Source organism: Streptomyces sp. NPDC019890 (assembly GCF_044903445.1).
Taxonomy (GTDB): domain Bacteria; phylum Actinomycetota; class Actinomycetes; order Streptomycetales; family Streptomycetaceae; genus Streptomyces.
This window is the reverse complement of the sequence record NZ_JBJDQK010000001.1, coordinates 321,824-339,929: the sequence shown is the minus strand read 5'-3', so window position 1 is coordinate 339,929 and position 18,106 is coordinate 321,824. Positions and strand designations below refer to the sequence as shown.

16 protein-coding genes and 1 pseudogene are annotated in these 18,106 nt (G+C 70.5%); 3 read left to right on the top strand and 14 right to left on the bottom strand.

What is annotated here, in order from left to right; translation table 11 throughout:
• Positions 1-37: 37 nt before the first annotated feature.
• The 5 genes from ACI2LP_RS01465 to ACI2LP_RS01445 all read right to left on the bottom strand — a co-directional run bounded on the left by ACI2LP_RS01465 (position 38) and on the right by ACI2LP_RS01445 (position 3,356).
• Positions 38-670: a maleylpyruvate isomerase family mycothiol-dependent enzyme gene (locus ACI2LP_RS01465; protein ID WP_404722492.1), complete on the bottom strand. Its 633-nt coding sequence runs from the start codon at positions 668-670 to the stop codon at positions 38-40.
• 77 nt (positions 671-747) lie between these two features.
• Positions 748-2,067, bottom strand: coding sequence for an RNA polymerase sigma factor (locus ACI2LP_RS01460; RefSeq protein WP_404722491.1), 1,320 nt, complete (start codon positions 2,065-2,067; stop codon positions 748-750).
• Between the two features lies 1 nt (position 2,068).
• Entirely contained in the window at positions 2,069-2,419 is a 351-nt protein-coding gene (locus tag ACI2LP_RS01455) for a YciI family protein (RefSeq protein ID WP_404722490.1), read from the bottom strand.
• A gap of 265 nt (positions 2,420-2,684) precedes the next feature.
• Positions 2,685-2,903: a hypothetical protein gene (locus ACI2LP_RS01450; RefSeq protein WP_404722489.1), complete on the bottom strand. Its 219-nt coding sequence runs from the start codon at positions 2,901-2,903 to the stop codon at positions 2,685-2,687.
• Positions 2,904-3,002: 99 nt separating this feature from the next.
• On the bottom strand, positions 3,003-3,356 hold the full coding sequence (locus ACI2LP_RS01445; protein WP_404722488.1) for a VOC family protein: 354 nt from the start codon (positions 3,354-3,356) through the stop codon (positions 3,003-3,005).
• Between the two features lie 80 nt (positions 3,357-3,436).
• On the opposite strand from ACI2LP_RS01445, the pseudogene ACI2LP_RS01440 reads away from it, so the two are divergent.
• Positions 3,437-3,641, top strand: a pseudogene (locus tag ACI2LP_RS01440) (zinc ribbon domain-containing protein); the annotation flags it as partial.
• Between the two features lie 53 nt (positions 3,642-3,694).
• Here the strand turns inward: ACI2LP_RS01440 and ACI2LP_RS01435 are convergent.
• From ACI2LP_RS01435 to ACI2LP_RS01425, 3 genes are all read right to left on the bottom strand, one after another.
• Positions 3,695-4,504, bottom strand: a complete 810-nt coding sequence (locus tag ACI2LP_RS01435) for a class I SAM-dependent methyltransferase (RefSeq protein WP_404722487.1) — start codon at positions 4,502-4,504, stop codon at positions 3,695-3,697.
• Positions 4,505-4,594: 90 nt separating this feature from the next.
• Positions 4,595-5,128, bottom strand: a complete 534-nt coding sequence (locus ACI2LP_RS01430; protein WP_404722486.1) for a GNAT family N-acetyltransferase — start codon at positions 5,126-5,128, stop codon at positions 4,595-4,597.
• 75 nt (positions 5,129-5,203) lie between these two features.
• Positions 5,204-6,703: a bifunctional phosphatase PAP2/diacylglycerol kinase family protein gene (locus tag ACI2LP_RS01425; protein WP_404722485.1), complete on the bottom strand. Its 1,500-nt coding sequence runs from the start codon at positions 6,701-6,703 to the stop codon at positions 5,204-5,206.
• A gap of 192 nt (positions 6,704-6,895) precedes the next feature.
• Here ACI2LP_RS01425 and ACI2LP_RS01420 point away from each other — a divergent pair, with 192 nt between their 5' ends.
• Both ACI2LP_RS01420 and ACI2LP_RS01415 read left to right on the top strand, forming a co-directional pair.
• The gene (locus tag ACI2LP_RS01420) at positions 6,896-8,227 is read left to right on the top strand and encodes an aspartate ammonia-lyase (protein ID WP_404722484.1); all 1,332 of its coding nucleotides are present in this window, start codon (positions 6,896-6,898) and stop codon (positions 8,225-8,227) included.
• Positions 8,228-8,404: 177 nt separating this feature from the next.
• A complete protein-coding gene (locus ACI2LP_RS01415) occupies positions 8,405-8,914 on the top strand; it encodes a hypothetical protein (protein ID WP_404722483.1) in 510 nt (169 codons plus the stop codon).
• Positions 8,915-9,106: 192 nt separating this feature from the next.
• On the opposite strand, the gene ACI2LP_RS01410 is transcribed toward ACI2LP_RS01415, so the two are convergent.
• From ACI2LP_RS01410 to ACI2LP_RS01385, 6 genes are all read right to left on the bottom strand, one after another.
• The gene (locus ACI2LP_RS01410) at positions 9,107-10,585 is read right to left on the bottom strand and encodes an alpha/beta fold hydrolase (RefSeq protein ID WP_404722482.1); all 1,479 of its coding nucleotides are present in this window, start codon (positions 10,583-10,585) and stop codon (positions 9,107-9,109) included.
• A gap of 331 nt (positions 10,586-10,916) precedes the next feature.
• Complete coding sequence (locus ACI2LP_RS01405; protein WP_404722481.1) at positions 10,917-12,281, bottom strand: carotenoid oxygenase family protein; 1,365 nt, start codon at positions 12,279-12,281, stop codon at positions 10,917-10,919.
• 36 nt (positions 12,282-12,317) lie between these two features.
• Complete coding sequence (locus ACI2LP_RS01400; RefSeq protein WP_404722480.1) at positions 12,318-12,758, bottom strand: SRPBCC family protein; 441 nt, start codon at positions 12,756-12,758, stop codon at positions 12,318-12,320.
• A 76-nt stretch (positions 12,759-12,834) separates the two neighbouring features.
• The gene (locus tag ACI2LP_RS01395) at positions 12,835-14,307 is read right to left on the bottom strand and encodes an MFS transporter (RefSeq protein WP_404722479.1); all 1,473 of its coding nucleotides are present in this window, start codon (positions 14,305-14,307) and stop codon (positions 12,835-12,837) included.
• A 118-nt stretch (positions 14,308-14,425) separates the two neighbouring features.
• On the bottom strand, positions 14,426-16,414 hold the full coding sequence (locus ACI2LP_RS01390; protein ID WP_404722478.1) for an ATP-binding protein: 1,989 nt from the start codon (positions 16,412-16,414) through the stop codon (positions 14,426-14,428).
• A gap of 356 nt (positions 16,415-16,770) precedes the next feature.
• Positions 16,771-18,024 (bottom strand): cytochrome P450, cyclodipeptide synthase-associated, encoded by a 1,254-nt coding sequence (locus ACI2LP_RS01385; protein ID WP_404722477.1) that lies wholly within the window; start codon positions 18,022-18,024, stop codon positions 16,771-16,773.
• Positions 18,025-18,106 lie beyond the last annotated feature (82 nt).

Below are 18,106 nucleotides of genomic sequence, written 5' to 3'. Positions count from 1 at the left end.
CTCTTCCCGAAGAGCCGGTGGGCGTCGGCACGGATACCTACAGCGCTGCCGCAATCCGTTCGGCACCTGGTCCGGACACGCCTGCGAGCCCGGCGGCTCGCCCCGTGGCCAGCAGGAGCAGATCACCCGCCGGCCCTCGGATTTCGTCCTGCCCCTCACCCGCCGACCACTCCCGGTCGGTGGCCACCAGTCTCGTACCGGCCAGGCGCTTTCGGGCGCCGTAGAACCGGCTGGCAAGGACGTGTTCGAGCGCGGCGACGGTCTGCTCCACGGGCATTTCCCGCTCGCGCCCGAGCGGCCGTGCAACGTCCTGCCCGTGCACCAGCGCGTCCACGAGCGGGTCCAACGGGCCGGACAGAGGCGCGCGGTGGGCCGAGCCTGCCGTCTCGCGCAGCTGAGCGATGAGCTCGGCGGGCCCGAATCTGGCCGCCCGTTCCCGTGCCAGGTCGGCCTCCATCCGGTCGAAGTTGCCGCGCGCCCGGATCGCGCCCTTGATCGTGCCGAGGAGTGTGGAGCGTGTGGACAGTGTCATGTGTGCGGCCACGTCGTGGACGGTCCAACCGGGGCAGAGGGAGGCGGTCTGCCACTCGTGGTCTTCAAGGCCGTCGAAGAAGTCGGCGAGGCTGAGCCGTTCGGCCTTCACCCACGCGAGTATTGCGGTCAGGTCCATGGTCAGCTCTCCTCGGTGGCTGGTGGCTGGTGGCTGGTGGCTGGTGGCTGGTGGCTGGTGGCGTTGGGGTTCCGCCGTCATGTGCCGGTCTCGTCGGCTGGGTTGGGCGGTTGGATCTCGGTCAGCTTGCTTCGCAGGTGGGCCCGTTCGGGTTCGGTGCCGGCCAGGTCGAGTGCTTCCCGGTAGGCCGTCGCGGCCTCGGGCAATCGACCGAGCCGGTGCAGCAGGTCTCCCCGGGTGGCCGGGTAGGGGTGGTGCCCGCGCAGCCGCGGCTCGTCGGCCAGTTCGTCGAGCAGCGTCAGGCCTGCTTCCGGGCCGTCGCGCATGGCCACCGCCACCGCTCGGTTCAACTCGACCACGGGGGACGGCGCGAGCACGAGCAACACGTCATAGAGCGCTACGACTTGCGGCCAGTCGGTGGTCGCGAGGTCGGCGGCCTCGTCGTGCAGGGCGGCGATGGCGGCCTGCACCCCGTAGGGGCCGGGCGGGCCTCCGGTCAGCGCGGCGAGCACCAGGCCGAGGCCCTCCTCGATCATCGTGCGGTCCCAGCGGCTGCGGTCCTGGTCGTCGAGGAGCACGAGCTCGCCCTCCGGACCGGTGCGGGTGTCGCGTCGCGCGTGGGTCAGCAGCATCAGGGCGAGCAGGCCGGAGACCTCCCGCTCGGCGGGCAGCAGCCGGCGCAGGATCTGCGCCAGCCGGATGGACTCCTCGGCGAGGTCGAGCCGTTGCAACCGCGGGCCCGAGCTGGCCGCGTAGCCCTCGGTGAAGATCGAATAGAGGACCTGGAGCACTTCGGGCAGCCGCTCCGGCAGCTCGTCGGCGCCGGGTACGCGGAACGGGATGCAAGCCTCGCGGATCTTCTTCTTCGCCCGCACGATCCGCTGGGCCATCGTCGCGGTCGGGACCAGAAAGGCCCGCCCGACCTCGTGCGTCGTGAGGCCGGCCAGGCAGCGCAGGGTCAGCGCCGTACGGTCCTCTGCGGCGAGAGCGGGATGGGCGCAGGTGAAGAACATCTGCAACCGCTCGTCGGGCAGCTCGCCGTCGGCGTCCGCGGGCGGTGCGGGGTCGGCGCGGTCCGCCTCCACCTGCAGGATGGCGAGGCGGGCGGCGTATGCCTGGTCCCGGCGCAGGCGGTCGACGGCCTTGCGCCGTGCCGTAGTCAGCAGCCAGGCGCCGGGCTTGGCAGGGACGCCCTCGACCGGCCAGTGCACCAGAGCCGCCTCGACGGCCTCGGAGGTGACCTCCTCGGCCAGGTCGAGATCGCCGAAGCGGCGGATGAGGGAGGCGAGCAGCCGACCGCGTTCCTCGCGGAACACCGACTCCACAGTCGACTGGCCAGGCGACTGATGGGGTGACTCGAAGGGCGGATCGGGTCCTGCGGCTCCCTCGTCCCTCATGTCAGGCCCCGAACTCGGCGATCGGACGCACAACGACCGAACCGCTGCCGCGCGCGCCGGGACAGCGGGCGGCCCAGTCGAGCGCGACATCCAGGTCCGGTACGTCGACGACATAGAAGCCGCCGAGGACCTCGCGCGTCTCGGCGAACGGCCCGTCCGTGACAGCCCGCAGGCCGTCCTGGCCGACTCGTACCGTCGTGGCGGTGACCAGGTCCGCCAGCGATTCCCCGGAAACCCAGATGCCCGCGTCCTTCACCTCCTTGTCGTAGCTCATCCAGTCCTCGAAGGTGCACTCGGCGGCTCCGCCGTTCTCGTCGATCGCACCAGCGTTGATCAGCAGCATGTACTTCATGGTCCGACTCCGGTCAGGTCCTGTGGTTTCCTCGCGCGGCGGGTCGCCGTACAACATGACGACGAACGGGACACAGCCAGATCGACAGCTCCCCAAAATTTTCTCCGGACAAGTTCAGGGGCCCAGTCTGGTTCTCACAAACGGAACCGATCTATTCCCGGAGCAAGATCGACGCGAGGCGCGAGCGAACGCCTTTACCTGCGCCAGGCTCTCCCAGGACGACCAGTCGTCGGGTGGTCGGGTGGGAACTCGTTCGGCGAACACCTCACCGATCTCCCTCCTGCCCGGCCAGTCCGGCGGCATGCTGTGGCCAGAGGGCGGGGCCGCCGGGCGGTCCGCCGGGCCAGGCACGGGCCAGGTCCGTCGACAGATACCAGGGCTCGGGCCGGTTGTCGTCGGCGGTGTGCCAGGCGACCGGTAGCGGGCAGGGGTCGTTGACCCGCCGGATGGCCGCCTCGTCGTCCCACTGGTTCTTGACTGTCACAGCCAACTGCCGGACAGGCGTGTCGAGTTCGACGGCCGTCGCTTTGGCCCAGTCGGCACCGAACAACGGCCCCTCAGAGCTGAGCGGCGGCCGGCGTGGTCATTCGGCCGCCTTCCGGTCGACGTATTCGAACACCGAGCCGTCCGGGTGGACGGCGATCAGATTACGGCCCACCGGGGTCGGCACCGGGCCCGCGAGGATCCTCGCGCCGGCCTCGGAGAGCGTGGCGTACGCCTCGTCCACGTCCTTCACCGCGATCGTCGCCGTCACCTTGCGCAGCACCTCCAGCTCCGACTCGGGGCCGCTCATCAGCAGAAAGCAGCTGACGGCGGCCACCGAGACCCCGCCGCGCTCGAAGCGCAGGGGGGTGGCTCCGGTGAGGCGTTCGTAGAAGGCCGTCGAGGCATCCAGGTCGTCGACGCAGATGCGCAGCGTGGTTCCGAGGATCTCCATAAGGGCGAGGGTAGTTCGCGTCGGCCGACGGCGAGAGCCCCTTCGACGTTCACCGGATAACCGGAGGAGGTCCCCGCATTACCAAGCAGGCGCTTGTCGAACTATGCCGCAAGCACGGCCGTGAGCTGCACCTCGTCAACCCCGCGCACACCACGATGGACTGCGCACAGTGCGGCGCGAGAGCCAAGCACGCACTACCTCTCTCGCAACGAACGTACATGTGCACCGCGTGCGGAGCTGTCTCCCCCCAGGGACAAGAACTCCGCTCGCGTGATGTGCGCCCGCCGGGCCGCAGGCGACGTGAGCTAGGAATCCCTCTCGCTTACGAGGAGGAGGAGTCAAACGCGGCAGAGCACTTCGCCGTGCGGAACCATGAACCAGGCGTCGTCCTGGGCGCCCCATTCCCGCCAGCCGTCCGCGATCGCGGACAGGTGTTCGGGGGTCGTATGGCCGCCGTCGACCGCGAGTTTCGCGTACACCGACGCGGTTGTACGGTCCGCCCACAGACCGCTCCACCACTCGCGCTCGCCAGGCGTGGCGAAACACCAGGCGGCGGCGGAGGCGGTGATGTCGGTGAAGCCCGCGGCGCGCGCCCAGGACAGCAGTCGGCGCCCGGCGTCCGGCTCGCCGCCGTTCGCGCGGGCCACGCGCCGGTACAGCTGCTGCCACTCGTCCAGCGCCGGGACCTCGGGGAACCAGGTGAAGGCGCCGTAGTCGCTGTCCCGCGCCGCGACGATGCCGCCGGGCCGGCAGACCCGCCGCATCTCGCGCAGCGCCTGCACCGGGTCGCCGACGTGCTGGAGCACCTGGTGGGCGTGGACGACATCGAAGGAGTCGTCGGGGAAGTCCAGTGCGTGGACGTCGGCGACCGCGAAGTGGACACTGTCCAGGCCGCGTTCGGCGGCGGTCCCGCGCGCCTGGCGCAGGACGTCCTCGGCGGCGTCGACGGCCGTCACCCGCCCCGGCGCGACCAGCTCGGCCAGATCGGCAGTAATGGTGCCGGGCCCGCAGCCCACGTCCAACACGTCCAGTCCCGGGCGGAGTTCGCCGATGAGGTACGCCGCCGAGTTGGCGGCGGTCCGCCAGCGGTGCGAACGCAGCACCGACTCGTGGTGCCCATGGGTGTAGACGGCGGTCTCCTTCGACATGGCCGAACTCCTTTTCCGGAAGCGGGTACGACAACGGTACGCCGCTAGTCCGCATGACGAGACCCCCGTCTTGGGATGTGGACACACACGTCAGGCCGGGGCGGCTGCCCCGGCTGAAGCGGGCAGCAGCTGCCGCTGATAGCGCAGTTTGATCAGCGGGAGGCCGCCCGTCGTGTCCACCTCGACTGCGCCGTCCGCGCGCCAGCCCGCGGCTTCGTAGAACTGCCTGGCACGCTCGTTGGCCTCCAGCACCCACAGCGTCGCCCGGGTGCACCCGGCATCGGTGAGCTCCCGCACGACTGCCGTCAGCAGCCGGCGGCCGACTCCGGTGCCCCAGACCTCCGGCAACGCGTACAGTGTGCCGATCTCCGCGGTGCCGGGGGCGCGGGCCGGTGCGAAACCGGCGAAGGCGACGATGCCCTCGTCCGTCTCGGCCACCAGCACTCCCACGGCCGGTCCACGGGGCCCGGTGAGCCGGCCCGTCCAGGTCAGCGCCTCCCGCGCGGGGTCGAGCGCGTCGAGATGCTCCCGCGGTACGAGACCGGAGAACGCCGCCTGACGGGACCGTACGTGGACCGCGGCGATGCCCGCTGCGTCATGGGTCTGTGCGCGGCGTATCTGCATGTGCTCATGGTGCGCGAAGCAGCCTGAGCCCGTCGATCGGGTTTTCCGTGGAAGTCCGCAGCGGACTGCGAGCGCTCAGAGCAGGGCTTGCGGGCGGTAGACCGTGAGCGCGTCGACCTCCTTGTCCACCACCAACTCCGGTGGGGCCGCCGCGATTTCACCGTCGTACGCCAGCAAAGTGCCCGGCGCGAGCCCGGCGATCCGCAGCTGCCGCATCTTGTGCGCCGCATGCACCGGCGAGCGGCTCAGCGGACCGGCGAGCGCCGCGGCCAGCAGCCGCAGCCCCGGCAAGCGGCCGCCGTGCACCACCCGGACATCGAGCAGGCCGTCCGCCAGATCCAGCCGGTGGCCGGGTGTCGGCCCCACCGGCTGGTAGATGCCGTTCCCGGCGAACAGCAGCCACATCGGGCGCCGTCGGCCCTGGACCTCGGCCTCCAGCGGGTGCTCGCCGCGCAGCACATGGGCCGCCGCCAGCACCCCGGCGGGCCAGCCGCCGATCCGCGGTGACCAGCGTTCGCGGATGCGCACCAGCTCCGGATAGACGCCCAGGCTGAAGGTGTTCAGGAAGTGGCCCGTCTTTCTGCCGTCCGGGCCCGGCGTGAAGCGTCCCAGGTCGACCCGGACGGCCTCGCCGCCCTCAACGGCCCGGCAGGTGTCGTGGACCGCCTCGATGCCCAGGTCGTACGCGAAGTGGTTGAGCGTGCCGCCGGGGAAGACGGCCAGCGCAATCCCTTGCGCGGCCGCGACGGTCGCCGCCTTGTTGATCGTGCCGTCTCCGCCCAGGATGCCCAGCGCCCGGCAGCGGCCCGCCGCCTTCTCCAGCTCCGCCGACAGCTCGTCGGGCGCGCACTCGACGACCTCGGCCAGCGGCATCGTCCCGCGCACGAGAGCCGCCGAATCCGCCGAGCCTGCCTGCCGGTTGACCACGACCACCAGCCCTTCCCCGCCGGGCAGCGCGGGCGCGTCGGCCAACGGCCGGCCCGGCGTGGGCAGCTGAGACCTCGTCGGCACAGCGCCCCGTACCGCGAAGGCCGCACCCACGCCCAGCGCCGCGCCCACCAGCACATCGCTCGGATAGTGCACGCCCGTGTAGACGCGCGAGAAGGCGACTGACGCGGCCACCGGGGCGACGATCGCGCCCCAGCGCTTCGACTCCAGCGCGACTCCCGTGGCGAACGCTGCCGCCGAGGCGGCGTGCCCGGACGGGAAGGACGTGGTGAACGGCTGCCGCTTCAGCTGTCGTATCACCGGCACCGCATCCAGCAGCGGCCGTTCCCTGCGCACCGAGCGCTTGCCGACGGTGTTGATGACGGCGGAGGCGAGCGCGAGGGACGCCACCCCCCGTACGGCGGCCCGCCGGGAGCGAACACTGCGCCCCAGCGCCACCATCCCGGCAGCCGTGCCGAACCAGAGCAGCCCGTGGTTGGCGCTGCGGCTCAGCCGCGGCAGCACCGGCTCGGCGAGGGGCCAGTGCCGGCTGGCGACGGCGTGCAGGATCTTCCGGTCCCAGCCGCTGAGCAGTGCAGCCACGCGCGAGGGGACCTGCGGATTTGTGTGTGCGTAAGCGTCGGACATGCATCGCGGGTACCCCGTGGACGCGGCCGCCACGCTGGACGGGCGCCGACAGCCACCGCGCGGCCCCAGGTTCCAAGAAGGCGCGATCGTGCCGTCGTAACCCTTGACAGCGCCTCCCGATGACCCGCAGGATCGCCCGAGAACCTGTCAGACAGCCAGACAGGTTGCCCGGGCATGAGGAGGACCGCACCGATGACCCCCGGCCACCGCACCGAACACGACCTGCTCGGGGACCGCGAGGTGCCTGCCGGCGCGTACTGGGGCATCCGGACCCTGCGCGCGTGCGAGAACTTCCCCACCACCGGAACGCCGATTTCCGCCTACCCTCAGCTCGTTGACGCGCTCGCGGCGGTGAAGGCCGCCGCAGCCCGTGCCAACGCGGAACTCGGCCTGCTCGCTCCGGAGAAGGCACTGGCCATCGTCGAAGCCTGCCGAGAGATCCGGAACGGGCACCTGCACGGTCAATTCGTCGTCGACGTGATCCAGGGCAGGGCTGGGACCTCGGCGAACATGAACGCCAACGAGGTGATCGCCAACCGGGCACTGGAGATCCTCGGTCACGCCAAGGGCGAGTACGAGAGCCTGCACCCGAGCGAGGAAGTCAATCTCAGTCACTCCACCAACGATGCCTACCCGACCGCGATCAAGGTCGCCACCATCAACGCCGTGATTGAACTGCTGGCCGCGATGTCCGTCCTGCGTGAGGCTTTCACCGCCAAGGCCGAGGAGTTCCGCGACGTACTCACGATGGGTCGCACCCAGCCGGCGGACGCCGTGCCGATGACCCTCGGCCAGGAATTCTCGGTGTATGCGGTCATGCTGGAGGAGAGCCAGGGTGGGCTGGCCGAGGCCGTCGGCCCGGTCCACGAGATCAACCTGGGAGCCACCGCCATCGACACGGGGCTCCAGGCTCCCGCCGGATACGCCGGATACGCCGGATACGCCGGATACGCCGGATACGCCGGATACGCCGAGGCCGCCGGCCGCCACTTGGCCGACATCACCCGACTGTCCCTGGTGACCGCCGGCAACCCGGTGGAAGCCACCCAGGACTACGGTGCCTTCGTCCGTCTGTCCGGTGTGCTCAAGAGCATCGCCGTCAAGCTGTCCATGAACTGCAACGATCTGCGCCTGCTCTCCTCGGGCCCCCCCGCAGAGCTGAACGAGACCAGCCTCCCGGCCGGGCAGGCCGGTTCCCGCATCATGCCGGGCGAGGTCAACGCGGTCATCCCGGAAGTAGTCAGCCGGGTCGCCTTCGATGTCATCGGCAACGACGCCACCATCACCATGGCCGCCGAGGCCGGACAGCTCCAGCGCAACGTCTTCGAACCGGTGATCTTCCACTCGCTCTCGGAGAGCATCACGCACCTCCGGACCACCTGCCTCGCACTCGCCGAGCGCTGCGCGGCGGGAATCACAGCCGGCACCGTCGCCATGCGCGCCGCGGTCGCTCACTCCATCGGCCTGGTCACCGCGTTGAGCCCGCACATCGGCTACACCGCCGCCACGGGCATCGCCCTCTAGGCGATGCAGACCCAGACGATACGGCGCATCCATCCGGCCCCGCCGGTCCGCGCACACCTGCCGACCCTCGTGTCGGTTGACGAGACCTTGAGTTCGGCGCTGGCTCAGAGGCTGGGCCATGCAGGTCTCGCCCTCGACGACGCTGTGCGTTGGGGAAGCGAGTCAGCCTGCGCCTCCATGCTGGAACGAAGACCGGTGATGATCCTGCTCGATGCGCCGACGACGGAGGCTGAGGGGCTGGCAGGGCTCGTCCGGGCCGCGTCTTTGATCGCCCCCGTCGCCGTCCTGCGGGACGACGGGCGGGACGCCGTAGCCGCATTCACCGCCGGGGCGTTCGATGTGTTCGACCGGCAGATACCGGCCGCAGAGCTGGCCTGGCGCATCCATGCCAACCTGAGACGCTGCCCGCCTATGCCGGTGCCGCGTGCGTCGGCAGGGGGTACCGCCAGCCAGCGCCTCCTGTTCGACGTGATCACCAGAGCGCAGGCTCCCGTCTGCTGCCACCATCTGAGACTGCTCCTGGGAACACCCTTCCTTCCCATGACGCTTCGGGCACTCAAGGCACGGATCCAACGGCTGCTGCCCGTCTTCGCCGACTACGGACTGACACTGATTGTGGATCAGCAGTGGGGGCTGGCGACCTATCGCACCCGGAGCGCGGACGGTCCAGTCGCCGGTGCCCCCTAGGTTCTGTCTGACAAATGATCACTGCTCACAGAGCCAGAGGAAGAGATTGCGCAGGGTCTCCTGATGACCAGGCAGGTCGCCCACGAGCGCTCGCTGCCCTCTGAGCGGTGAGGTCACCACTCAGAGGGCTCCGAAGACCTGGGTGACGTCGGGCGCGCGGCCGGACGGTCACCTTCGGCAAGGCGATGCTTCTCAGTCGGCGCAGGTGGTGCCAGGAGCGGGCAGCACGCGGGTGGTCAGGTAGCGGTTGGTGGCCTCCTGGACGCACTTGGAGACCAGGAACATGCTGTAGTCGTCGCCTTCGTGGCCGAGTACGACGCTGCCGGGCAGTTGGGCGGCCATGGCCGCGCCCGCGCGGTACGGGGCGAGGGCCTGGTGGGTGGACTGGAGGATCAGTGCGGGCGGTGCGCCGTGGACCGGGGCGCCCGCCTTGACGGGCTTGGCCGGGGTGGGCCAGCCGAGGCAGCCGGCGATGGCCTTGTAGGAGCGCACGGCGCCGCCGAGGTGCGGGGATACTTGGGCGAGTTCCTTCCGCAGCTGGGTGAGCTGGGCGAGGGTGTGCACCGGGCGGGCGTTGTCGAGGCAGGCGGGCACCTGTACCTGGACGGGGTCGAGGGTGTTGTCCGGGTCGTGGGTGAAGTCCGTCGCGTCGCCGCCCTTGGCCTTGACGATGACCTTCGCCAGCTCCGGCCAGGACAGACCGGACAGGGTCAGGTAGTCCTGGGTGGCCTCGCGGATGTCCTCACCGGTCAGCGGCTGGTGGGCCGTGCCCCCGGTCGGGATCGGATCGCGGTCGGCACGGGCGACGAGGGCGTCGTACTCGGCCGCGACGTCCTTGCCGTGCAGGGCGCAGTCCTTCGACGTGCCGCACCAGGCGGTGAACCGGTTGAAGGCCGTCTCGGCGGTGGCCGCCTCCTGGGTGACCCGCGAGAGTGGCGAGCCGGTGTCGTCCAGGGCGGTGTCGAGGACCATGGTGCGCAGTCTGCCGGGGTAGAGCTTGGCGTAGGTGCGTCCGAGGAGCGTGCTGTAGTGGATGCCGTACCAGTTCAGCTGCTGTTCGCCCAGCCCGATCCGGACCGCCTCGAAGTCCCGCGCAGTGCTGGTCTGGTCGACGTGGGCGGTGAGCCGGCCGTTGCGGCGCAGGCAGTCTTCGGCGAAGGCCCGGTTGTGGGACACGAGCGCGTTGAACGCGGCCCGGCCCTGCGGGAAGTGGCTGACTCCGGCGGGCTTGAGCGGTTCGCCGCAGAGGATCGGCGTGCTGTGCCCCACTCCGCGCGGGTCCACCGCGACCAGGTCGAACTTCTGGGTCATGGCGCCGGCGAAGTTCGGCATGCCGATGTGCATCGCCAGTCGCAGCTGCTCGATGGAGGAGCCGCCGGCTCCGTCGTTGAGGAGCAGGGTGCCCTGGCGGTGGGCCCGGTCATCCGCCGGGCGGCGGACCAGGGCGAGCGTGGTGCTGCCGTCGTGGGGGTGGGACCAGTCCACCGGTACCTGGATCGATCCGCACTGCATGTGCTTGAAGTCGGTGTCGGCGCAGGCGTGCCAGTCGATGCCGTTGGCGGGGGTCCGGTGGTCGGCATCCTCGGTCTGTGCGAGCGCCGGTACGGCGATGGTGGCTACGAGCGCGGAGAGGGCGGCGATCCAACCGGCGGTCTTCCGGTTTCTTGTCATGTCGACTTCCTTGGTCGTGTGCCTCGACCTGTGCGGGTTCGAGGCGTTGTTCGGGGTGCTCCGGGAGGAGGCGGGGCAGGGGAAACGGCGATGCTTACGGAGCTGTGGGCGGTGCCGGAGCCGTGAGCGTCTCGCGGGTCGGCGGCTGCCTTGGCGGGAAGGCCTTTCGGCGGTGTGCGGTGTGCCGTTGGCCGATGTGCGCCTCGCGAGTCGGCGGCGTCGGAGGCGCACGAGTGGCTTCAGCGGGTCGGCAGGTCCCGTGAGGGCTCCGGGGGCAGTCAGCCTTGCGTAAACACGCCGCCGGTGGAGTTGAGGTGCCTCTTCGAGTGGCTCAGCCCTGGGTGGCCTCCAGGGCGGTGTCGGGGATCCAGGAGCCGTGGACTCCGGCGCTTACCCGTTGGGGCAGGTGGACGGTGGCGATCCGGCCGAGGCCGGAGGCGTCGAGGACGAGGAGCTGGGAGGCGTCCTGCTTGAGGTCCGAGGTCACGGTGAGGAGGTAGCCGTCGTCCTCGCCGGTGGCTCCGGCGGCCGGGACGAACACCGCTTCGCTGGGCATGCGGGCGTCGCCGACCTGGTGGATGCGGCGGGCGCCGGTGGTGCGGTCGTACTTGACGATGCCGTAGCCGCCGAAGCCCCTCTCGTCGGGGAAGGAGACGGCGTACTGGTAGCGGTTCTCAGAGCCCAGGTAGTCCTCGTTGAGGGTCGGGAACTCCACGGTGAGGTCGTCGATGATCTGCTCGTCGACGGAACCGGCCGCCATGTCGACCACCCAGCGGCGGGTGTAGGAGCGGGCGACGGGCTCGGTACCGCGCCCGGGGGCGCCGACCCACCAGTTCCAGGAGAGCTGGAAGCCCTCGCGGTCCACGGTGGGGCCTTCCAGGACGATCCGGCCCTGGCCGTCCTCGTAGGCGTTGGCGACGTGCAGCAGGTTGCCGGGCTCGATGGAGAACCAGCTGACCTGCGGGGCGCCGTCGGTGCCGCGGGCCATGATGCCGAGACGGGCGGGCTGGGCGTCGCTCCAGCCGTAGGGGATGCCGGAGTGCTCGGCCGGGTCGAAGGTGACATTGCCCTCGATGAAGACCACATGGCGGCGGGTCAGGGCGAAATCGTGCTTGAGGGAGGCGGTCGCTCCCGGGATCTCGGCGCTGTGGACGATCCCGCCCTTGGCGTCCGCGACGTAGTACGTCAGGAACGGCGGGACGGGCGAGGAGCCGAAGAAGTGCAACTCCCCGGTGACCGGGTCCTCCTTGGGGTGCGCGGTCATCGCGCTGCGCAGCGTGCCGTCGAAGTCGTACGCGCCGACGGTCTCCAGGTCCGGGGTGAGTTCGAAGGGGACGTTCGCCTCGCACAGGGCGAGCAGCCGTCCGGCGTGCTCGATGACGTGGGTGCCGGCGGCGCTGGCGGTCAGGTCGGGGCCGCGCTCGGTCATGTAGGGCGCGCCGTCGAGGGCGGGGGTGTGCACCCAGCGGTTGCGGTACCACTCGGCGCGGCCCTCACGGAGGCGGATGCCGTGGACCATGCCGCTGCCCTTGAACCAGTGGGTCGGGGTGACACCGGGCTTGGGGTTGTGGCCGTTGCGGATCAGCCGGCCGTCCAGCTCCTGGGGCAGCGTGCCCTCCACGGTGAGTCCGGTGGCGGTGACCTCGTCGGCGACCGGGGTGTAGTGGCCGGTCAGGTAGGGCTTCGCAGCAGTCATGGCAGGAATCTCCTTCAGTGGATGTGATGCTTTTTGTCAGGCAGCTTGTTCGGCACGGGCCTTGAGGTGGGAAAGCCAGTTCTCCAGGGAGTCGTGGAGGGCCTTGCCGAGGTGGTCGGCCGCGGCTTCGACCGGGCCGCCGCTCCAGGACTCCTCGGTGCGGACGGTGACGTGGTCGCCGTCCTGCTCGAACGTCCACACGTGGATGCCGGTGATGCCGGCGGCGGGGCCGCCCCACACGATCCGCTCGTCGGGGACCAGTTCGCGCACGGTGGAGGTGATCTCCAGGCCGTGGGTTCGCCAGGTGAAGGAGCTGCCGGGCATCAGCGGGCCGTTGAGCTCAGCCTGGTCGATGTCCGCGTTCCAGGTGGGCCAGGCCGCGATGTCGGTGTGCAGCCCCCACACCGTCGCGAGCGGGGCGTTGATCTCGGTGCTCAGGCGGACGATGACGGGGGCGCTTTCGTCGATGGTGACCACGGCTGCGGGTTCCTCTCTCTGGATGACATGTTTTGGTGGCGCGGCTGATCCATCGGTTCAGCCGGATTCAGGAAGTTCAGGCGGGTTGCGGGTCGGAAGCCGGGCCGGTGGAGGTGGTTGCGGTCCGCGGGCCGGTGGAGCGGGTGAGGAGCAGCGCGAGGAGGGCTGTTGCGACCATGACCGCGGCGGCGAAGGTGAAGACGGCGCGGTAGCCGGCGGTGAGGGCTTCCAGATGGGGCTGATGGGTGGACGCGTGGGCGGTGACGGAGCCGGCCAGGGTGGCCAGGGCGGCGAGCCCGACGGCGCCGCCGACCTGGCGGGTGGTGTTCACCAGGCCGCCGGCCAGGCCCGCGTCCTCCCGTGGGACGCCGTCCACGGCGAGCGCGGTGAGCTGGACGAAGGCGATGCTGAGGCCCAGGCCGATCAGGATGCTCGGGCCGAGGAGGTTGGCGAGGTAGCTGCCGTGGGCGCTGATCCGTGAAAGCCACATCAGGCCCCCGGCCTCGGTGAGCAGGGCCGCGGTCACGGTCGCGGCGGCCCCGATGCGCCGGGAGATGCGCGGCGCCAGGGCGGCGCCGAGCATATTGGCGCCGGCGAGCGGGAGTTGTCCCGCTCCGGTGGCCAAGGGGCTGGATCCGAGGACCTGCTGCTGGTAGAGCGGCAGGAAGAAGAACAGGGCGATCCACACCGAGCCCAGCAGCGCCATCAGCAGGTTGCCCGCGGCGACCTGGCCGGTAGTGAACAGACGCGGCGGTATCAGTGCGTTCGGACGGCGGCGCTCGATCACGGCGAAGGCCACGAGCAGTGTGGCGGCGGCGCCGAGGGCGCCCAGCACCCGGCCGTCGGTCCAGCCGGCGCCGCGTGCGGTGGTCAGGCTCCAGACCAGGCAGGTCAGGGCGAGAGTGACGGTGGCCGTGCCCAGCAGGTCAAACCGCCCGGCCGTCCGTCCGGCCGCCCGCGGCACGAGCGCAGCCACCGCGGCCAGGACCACCGCCGCCCCGAGCGCGACCGAGTGGAAGACCCAGGTCCAGCCCCACGCCTGGGTGAGCACACCGCCCAGCAGGACGCCGCCCGCTCCTCCCGCGCCGGAGACAGCCCCCCACACCCCCAGTGCCTTGCCACGCCCCTGGCCGGAGGGGAACTGGTCCATCGTCAGGGCGAGCGCGGCCGGGGCGATGGCGGCGGCGGCAAGGCCCTGAACGGCGCGGGCGGCGATCAGCACGCCCGAAGCGGTGGCCAGTCCCGCCGACAGCGAAGCCGCGGCGAACAACGCGAGCCCGGCGATCAGCACCCGACGGCGGCCGAGGAGGTCGGCCGCCCTCCCGCCCGCCAGGAGCAGTGCCCCGAACGCCAGGCCGTAGGCGTTGACCACCCAGGTGGTCCCGCCGTCCGACAGCCCGACTCCGGCGCGGATCTGCGGAAGCGCAACATTGACGATCGAGGTGGCGAGCATGACGGTGAACTGCGCCGCGGCGAGTGCCGCGAGCACGGCTCCCGGCCGGCGTGCTTGGCGTGCTGCCTGGTTCGTCTGCGTGCGTGCAACGTTCATGGCGCACAGGCTCGTGCCGGACTGTGTCCACTTTCCAGGCCCGACAGGGGCGGGGACTGTCCATTGCTGTCCGCACCCGTCCACCCGCATCCGCAGAAGCGTGCGGCTTCGGTCGCTGTCAGCGGCCGTGCAACTCCTGCTGCCACAGGGCTTCGCAGAGCAGGTCCAGGCCCTGGCGCAGGTGGCGACGGTAGGTGCCGTACGGAAGGCCCAGGCGGCGGGCTGCGGCCTCCTGGGTGGGTGCACCGGAGAAGTAGCCTGCCGTCAGGGCCTCGCAGGCGCGCACTCCGCGCGGGTCATGGGCGAGGTCGTCGACGGCCTGGCGCAGCAGGGTGCGCAACTCCGCGACGGGATCACCGAAGTCGGCTGCGAGACGCGTACGCATCAGGGCACAGGCGGCGAAGGCGCCCGGATCGCGCCAGTGCGCCAACGCTTCGCGCACGGCCTGGTCGAACGCGGTACGCGATACGGCCGACGGTCCGGACGGGACCGGTACGTCGGGGGCTGATATGAAGTGGAGAAGCCAGGTCTCCACGGGTACCTGACGCCAGTCGACGCTGAACAGCCCGTAGGTGTGCTCACCGACTCGCGGGCGCGCCCCTGTGTCGCTGAGAGTGCCCTTGACGCGCTCGGCCCAGGTCTCGGCGTCCCGGTAGACGGCGAAGCCATAGGCGCGACCGCGGGCGCGGGCGGCCTCCGCCTGGGCCCGGGAACTGCTCAAGTCGATGACACGCGACGGCACCTGGTACCGCTCGGGGTAGATCGAGAAGCGGCTTATGCCGATGTGTTCGCCGGGGCTCACCCGGGCGGTGGCATCGGTGTACCGCCAGGCGGCGGCGACAACAGGATCGGTGGCAAGGTCCTGGGGGTCGGGCGGGGCCGGCAGAGCGAGTCGGGCAGTGAACGCCACGATCCGGCCCGTGCTCACGAGACGGTAGACGCTGAAAGCCTGCGGCTGGCGCTGCGCCCAGTAGCGGACCAGTTCCGCGGAGGCGGCTCCCTCGGTCTCCTCGGCCATGCGCAGCACGACATCGATGTCATCCAGGTGCAGAGGGCGGTCGTGCACCTCGTCCTCGCGGTTCCAGGTGCGTAGCCGGGCCAGGGTCTCCCCCTCCCGGAAGAGGTAGAAGAGCTCGTCGGTGACGGTCCACACCCGCTCCTCCGGTGCCTCGCGCAGGATGCGCAGGTACTCGTCCGCCAGGCGCTGGCGCATCGTCTCGAACGCGTTGGGAGCACGCCAGCGCAGGTCGGCGGCCAGCGTCTCGCGTGCGGCGTCGTGCGGGTGGAGCCCCCGATGCGTGGCCTCCATGAAGGGCAGGTCCCTCAGCCAGGAGAAGAGCAGATGGGCATCCTCCCCGGAAAGCACGGCGGCGAGCAGTTCCTCGGACGTCGAGTGGGCCTGTGCCGCCACCTCCAGGGCGCGGCGGTGGGCAGCCGTGGGGACCTCACCGATCAACCCCGCCAACAGTGTGCGCAGGACATCCGCCGACGGGGCCCAGATCTCCTCCCTGGAGCAGCCCGCCGATCCTGCCGCGGCCGCGAGGGACAGGGCCAACGGGTTGCCGCCGGCGAAGCGGAGCACCCGGTCGCGCAGTTCGGGCCGGATCTGCGCCGCGACCAGCAGGCTCCGGGCCTGTTCCGCGGAGAACGGCTCCAGTTCGGTCACGTGCAGGAGCCGGGACCAGGCGGGGTCGGCAGTCCACTGCGGCTGCGGAGCGCGCCGTCCGGCCAGGACGACCAGGGTGTCGTCCGCGGCGCGGGGCAGAAAGTGGTGCCACAGCCAGCTCTCCAACCACTGGCAGTGCTCGAAGGAGTCCACGAACAGGACCGTGCCCGGAACATCCAGGAAAGGACCGGCAGCGTGCTCGAAATCAGCCGGGTCCCGGCTGACGAACCGGCCGTCGAGTTCGACGAGCAGCCGACCCGCCGCACGAGCGTGGTCCGCCAGACGCCTCAGCAGCGTCGACTTCCCGATACCGCCCGGCCCGCACACGTAGAAAGCGAACGGTGCCTGCGGATCGCCGGCCAAAGCCTCCTCGAAGCGCCCGAGTTCCTCGTCCCGGCCGATGAAGGCCCGCACGCGCGCTTTGCTCAGTCTCTCTCCCACGGACACCATGGCGGCTCCCATCCCCTTTGCTCCAACACTGGACAGCCATGCCCGGAGACACCCATCGGGCCCCGCGGCGACAGCCACCGGCACGAGTTACGCAGGGCGGTGGTCCGAGCTCCTTGTGCACCACCCGGCTCCGGCTGGTCGAGGCTCTGCCGGGCACGGGTGTGAAGAGGTGTCGCATCCGGCGTTTCGGAGGGCGATTCCCTCTCCAGGGCCGCTACTCCGGGGAGATCCTAACGGAGGCCCTGTCCATGTCACTTGATGAGCCCGAGGTTGTAGGGGCATGGAGTTGGTCCTGGCTGCTGGAGCCGTGGAGGACAGGACGCCGGGCCGGCCCGGGAGAGGCCGGGTCAGGGACGGCCGTCAGTCGTGGCCGGTGCCACCTTCGTGGACGGAGTGAAGTCCAGCGACAGAGACACAGGGCCTCGGGTGTACAGGCCGGTCTCGTGGTAGCGGAAGCCGGGGCTGTAGCGGACCTGGTCGAGCAGGGGCAGGAGCATTGCGGCGACGGTCTCGATCTCGGCGCGTGCGAAGGCCGCGCCGACGCACTGGTGGAGTCCGGTACCGAAGGCCAAGTGCTGGGCGGCCGCGGTGAAGGAGCGGGCGGTGCCCAGGTCCGGGCGGTGGATGTCGAAGGTGTCCGGGGCGGTGAAGGCATCGGGGTCACGGTTGGCCGCGCCGATCATGCAGAAGACGGTGGCCCCTGCCGGGACGGTGGTGCCCGCGAACACGGCGTTCTCCTCCGCCTGGCGGGGAATGAGCTGGACCGGCGGGGTGAAGCGCAGGGTCTCGGCGATCGCGGCGGCCAGCAGGTTCGGGTCCTGGCGGACCTGCGCCATCTGCTCGGGGTGGTCGATCAGGTGCTTGAAGAGCAGGGCGAGAGTCTTGTCCGCGGGCTCGGTGGCGGCAGCCAACACGTTGATGATCAGCGCGGTGACGTCGCGATTGCTCATGGCGACGCCGTCGAACTCGGCGGTGCACAGCGTCGATATCAGGTCCTCGCCGGGGTGGCGGCGCCGCTGTTCGATGACGGGTACGAGATAGGCCTCCAGCTGCTCCGCGCAGTCCATGCAGTGCCGGCGGCGCTCGGGGGTGAGAGTCATGCTCGTGATGAATTCGGCGACCCCGCTGTGCCAGGCGGCCACCTGCCGCCAGTCCTCTCTGTCCAAACCGAGGACATCGAGGGTCACGCGGACGGCGAGGGGCTTGCCGAAATCGTTGACGAGGTCCATCCGGCCTCGGGAAAGGAAGGGAGCCATGAGTTCGGCGGCGTTGGCGTGGATGGCGCGTATCTGGTTCTGGAGGGCCTGGCCGGTGAAACCCCGGACGACGATTTTTCGCTTGGCGGTGTGCTCGGCCCCGGTCATCTGGGCGAGGACCGGCCCGCGCATCACCGGCTCGGCGCGCACCTGCAGCGTCTGGGTAGTGAACGCCTCATGGTCGGTAAGTACCCGCTTGACGTCCTGGTAGCGGGAGAGGAAATAGCTGTCGATCGCCGGCTCGTGGTGCACGGGAGCCTGCTCCCTCAGCTGTGCGGAGTAGCGGTAGGGGTCTGCGGCGAAGTCCTCGGACAGGATGCTGAAATGGGGACTGACCACGGGCATGGTGAAGACCTCTCAAAGTGCGCAGTGCCGGGGAGGAACACATACCGGGGAGGCGGGAGGTGGACAGCGGCTGCCGTGCGAT

Coding starts and splice junctions, on each gene's coding strand:
- ACI2LP_RS01465 (WP_404722492.1), bottom strand. CDS start 670: ATGGACCTGACCGCAATACTCGCGTGGGTGAAGGCCGAACGGCTCAGC.
- ACI2LP_RS01460 (WP_404722491.1), bottom strand. CDS start 2,067: ATGAGGGACGAGGGAGCCGCAGGACCCGATCCGCCCTTCGAGTCACCC.
- ACI2LP_RS01455 (WP_404722490.1), bottom strand. CDS start 2,419: ATGAAGTACATGCTGCTGATCAACGCTGGTGCGATCGACGAGAACGGC.
- ACI2LP_RS01445 (WP_404722488.1), bottom strand. CDS start 3,356: ATGGAGATCCTCGGAACCACGCTGCGCATCTGCGTCGACGACCTGGAT.
- ACI2LP_RS01435 (WP_404722487.1), bottom strand. CDS start 4,504: ATGTCGAAGGAGACCGCCGTCTACACCCATGGGCACCACGAGTCGGTG.
- ACI2LP_RS01430 (WP_404722486.1), bottom strand. CDS start 5,128: ATGCAGATACGCCGCGCACAGACCCATGACGCAGCGGGCATCGCCGCG.
- ACI2LP_RS01425 (WP_404722485.1), bottom strand. CDS start 6,703: ATGTCCGACGCTTACGCACACACAAATCCGCAGGTCCCCTCGCGCGTG.
- ACI2LP_RS01420 (WP_404722484.1), top strand. CDS start 6,896: ATGACCCCCGGCCACCGCACCGAACACGACCTGCTCGGGGACCGCGAG.
- ACI2LP_RS01415 (WP_404722483.1), top strand. CDS start 8,405: ATGCTGGAACGAAGACCGGTGATGATCCTGCTCGATGCGCCGACGACG.
- ACI2LP_RS01410 (WP_404722482.1), bottom strand. CDS start 10,585: ATGACAAGAAACCGGAAGACCGCCGGTTGGATCGCCGCCCTCTCCGCG.
- ACI2LP_RS01405 (WP_404722481.1), bottom strand. CDS start 12,281: ATGACTGCTGCGAAGCCCTACCTGACCGGCCACTACACCCCGGTCGCC.
- ACI2LP_RS01395 (WP_404722479.1), bottom strand. CDS start 14,307: ATGAACGTTGCACGCACGCAGACGAACCAGGCAGCACGCCAAGCACGC.
- ACI2LP_RS01385 (WP_404722477.1), bottom strand. CDS start 18,024: ATGCCCGTGGTCAGTCCCCATTTCAGCATCCTGTCCGAGGACTTCGCC.